The organism is Nitrososphaera sp., from assembly GCF_050748925.1.
In the GTDB taxonomy this organism is placed as follows: domain Archaea; phylum Thermoproteota; class Nitrososphaeria; order Nitrososphaerales; family Nitrososphaeraceae; genus Nitrososphaera.
The window spans coordinates 1-2,744 of sequence record NZ_JBOGQF010000183.1; the positions used below are offsets into that span (position 1 = coordinate 1).

The following is a 2,744-nucleotide window of genomic DNA, read 5'->3' on the forward strand; positions in this document are numbered from 1 at the left end:
AAATTTCGTTTTTTAAACGTCGAGATAAACGTTGCCATCTGCCGAGTACGCCCTGCCCTCGGAGAGGAGCCGCCTTGCCAGCCTTTTCGCAACGTCAACGTGGTCAGACACCCTTGCATAGGAAAAGCCGTCGATGCCGAGGGCGGAGGCGTCGCGCAAGAGCTCGCCAATGAACCTGCCGGCAAGCTGCTGGGGGCTGACGCTTTCCTGGCGCGCCCTTGCAAAGATCCTGGGGTCGACGTCGGTGATGTTGACCACCGCGCTGACCTTCTGCTTCTTGTAACGGCAGTACCTTGCGACAAGGTCGTAAAAGAGGAGCATCCTGGCATGGCCGACGTGGGAATAATCATAGACGGTGGGCCCGCATAAGAGCATCCTGACTCTGCCGGCAATGGCCTTTTTCCCGCCTGCCTGCGCGTCGTACATCTTCAAGCAAGGAAATTGGCTGGAAATGCCGTTATAAGGGTTGTCAGACAGCCTCTGCCAGTTCAGGACTCTTTTGACTTATCATCTTGCCGAGGCCGCGCATGTAGTTCCTTGCAAATGTTGACACGGGCTGCGACGAATACCAGATGCAGCCAAGCACCTCGCAGTCGTGGCACGTGCGGGCAATGTCCCACTGGGGCGCGCTCCATATCTCTTCAACAGAATGCTCCAGCAGGCTGTAAGTGTTCTCAGGGCTGTTGAACTTCCAGCAGGGCACCATCACTGTGCCGTTTCCATTAACAAAGATGCTTTTCCATACGCCGCACTCGTCAAACAGTCCTCGTCCGTGCTCAATTATCTGCTCAAAATATGCAGATGGGATCATCACCTGCGGGCTTCTCCCGCTCTTTATGTGCTCAAGGATGCTCCTGCAGACCTCTATCATTGTCTGCCTGTCTGGCAAAAGCGAATAGTCAACGTCCGACCTGTCTTCGACGAACGTGAACGACACCGCGTTTGCCCCCAGCTCTTTTGCGCGCTCAAAATACGTCCCGTCGATGAACTCTTGCGTGTTGTATTTCGTGATCACGCTGTTGAAATAGTGCGGCACGCCGTGCTTGCTCAAAAGGCGCAGGTTGTCCATCACCCTGCGGTACATCTGGGGCGTGACGCCGCGGACCTTGCAGTAGGGCTCTTCAAAGGTCGAGTCGATGCTGCACGTCACGAATTGTATGTATTTTTTCAGCTCGTCAAGGTCAATCACGTGTAAAAGAGAGCAGTTGGTGATCAGAGTTACCGGCATCTTTATCCCGTGCAGGTATTTCACGAGCTCAATAAAGTCCGGCCTGCTCGTCGGCTCGCCACCCTCTATAATCGCCCAGACGCAGTGCCTGGCGACCTTGTCAAAGACAAGTTTCCACTGCTCTGTCGTGAGGTCGTTGCGCCGGGCCAGCTGGATCTGGCCTTCCTTGTCCGCGTCGCCAAACGGGCACATCGGGCAGTAAAAGTTGCAATAGTGGGTCATGCTAAAGACTGCTATCACCGGCCTGCGCCTGCCGACCGCCCTGTTTGCCGACCATTTCCCGAGCAACTTTAGCGTGCGGATGGTGTCGACCATGCCCTGTTTGCGGGCCTGTCGTATTTTTGCATTGAGGTTAATAGCTGCACCCGCGCAAGGGTGGCGGTGGAGCTGGCCGAGTTTGCGGCAGAGGTGGTAGCCGTGTCAGCCTCCGGCGTCCTTGCGCCCGGCCCGCTGTTTGTGGCCAACATGCTCTACGGCGCAAAGCAGGGCGCGATGTCCGGCGTCAGGGTGGCACACGGGCACGCGCTGATTGAAATCGCATTGATTGCTGCAATTGCCGCCGGCCTCTTTTCCGCGTCAGCGTTCGTATCTGAAAACGCAAGGGCAGTAACATTGGTGGGCGGCGTAGCCATACTGGGCTTTGCCGGCATACAGGTCTTTGCAGTGGCAAGGAAAAAAGAGCAATCTTTCATCGCAGGCAAAAAGGGCCCGCTTGCGGTAGGGGCCGCCCTGACTGCGCTCAACCCTTTTTTCCTGGCCTGGTGGCTCACGGTCGGATTAAAGCTGGTCTCTGACTCGGCCGCGTTCGGGGGCGTGGCAGGCGTTGCGCTGCTCTTTGCCCTGCACGTGTGGATGGACTATGCATGGCTGGCCGCCACCGCGTATCTCGCTTCAAGGGGCAGCTCTGTATTGCAGAGCAAGTATTACAGGCTGCTGATGTACGGGCTTGCGGCCGCGCTTGCATATTATGGCGTGCAGTTTCTGGTAAGCGCGCTGGAAAATTAACCGGTCCTTAATATCGGGACTTCGATCGTAGAAACGTTCCTTACCTTGCCGTCTTCTGACGTCACCTGCTCTGAGCCGAGCTTTATCGGGCCGATCTTGTAGCCGATGGTGTTCATCCTCTTTATTATTATCTGCGCGACGTCAACGGCGCGCGTGATGCTCTTGCCCCTTGCCTTTATGATCACCGTTGGCTCGTTTGCCAGCTGCACCAGCGTTGCAGTCACGTACACCATGAGCGGCTTTTTGCCGATAAAAATTTCGTTGCTCGCCTTTGGTGGCCTGCTTGTGTTGGTGCTGGTAGACAATTGTGCAGCGTATTGGGCACGGTGGCATATAATGTTTATCGACGAATGATCAGGCATCGGCGCGTTTTTTCAAAATGTTTTCAATGTCTGCCGGATTTTCCTGTACCTCTTTTACCGCGTCAGGGTCGCTTATCTCGTAACAGTTGAGCGAGCCAAAGTCGTCCTTGAAAAAGATAAACACCTTGCCGTCAAAGACGCAGTGATAC

The 2,744-nt window shown here is 55.4% G+C and carries 4 protein-coding genes; 1 reads left to right on the plus strand and 3 read right to left on the minus strand.

Annotation, left to right across the window (positions count from 1 at the left end; genetic code table 11):
- Positions 1 to 12: 12 nt before the first annotated feature.
- Entirely contained in the window at positions 13 to 426 is a 414-nt protein-coding gene (locus tag ACREAY_RS11100; RefSeq protein ID WP_431755839.1) for a class I tRNA ligase family protein, read from the minus strand.
- A 43-nt stretch (positions 427 to 469) separates the two neighbouring features.
- Complete coding sequence (locus tag ACREAY_RS11105) at positions 470 to 1,543, minus strand: radical SAM protein (protein ID WP_431755836.1); 1,074 nt, start codon at positions 1,541 to 1,543, stop codon at positions 470 to 472.
- Between the two features lie 60 nt (positions 1,544 to 1,603).
- On the opposite strand from ACREAY_RS11105, the gene ACREAY_RS11110 reads away from it, so the two are divergent.
- Positions 1,604 to 2,233 carry a LysE family transporter gene (locus ACREAY_RS11110; protein ID WP_431755837.1) on the plus strand — a complete coding sequence of 210 codons (630 nt, stop codon included), beginning with the start codon at positions 1,604 to 1,606 and terminating at the stop codon, positions 2,231 to 2,233.
- On the opposite strand, the gene ACREAY_RS11115 is transcribed toward ACREAY_RS11110, so the two are convergent.
- A complete protein-coding gene (locus ACREAY_RS11115) occupies positions 2,230 to 2,538 on the minus strand; it encodes a DNA-binding protein (RefSeq protein WP_431755838.1) in 309 nt (102 codons plus the stop codon). The two genes, ACREAY_RS11110 and ACREAY_RS11115, sit on opposite strands and share 4 nt — an antisense overlap.
- Between the last annotated feature and the right edge of the window lie 206 nt (positions 2,539 to 2,744).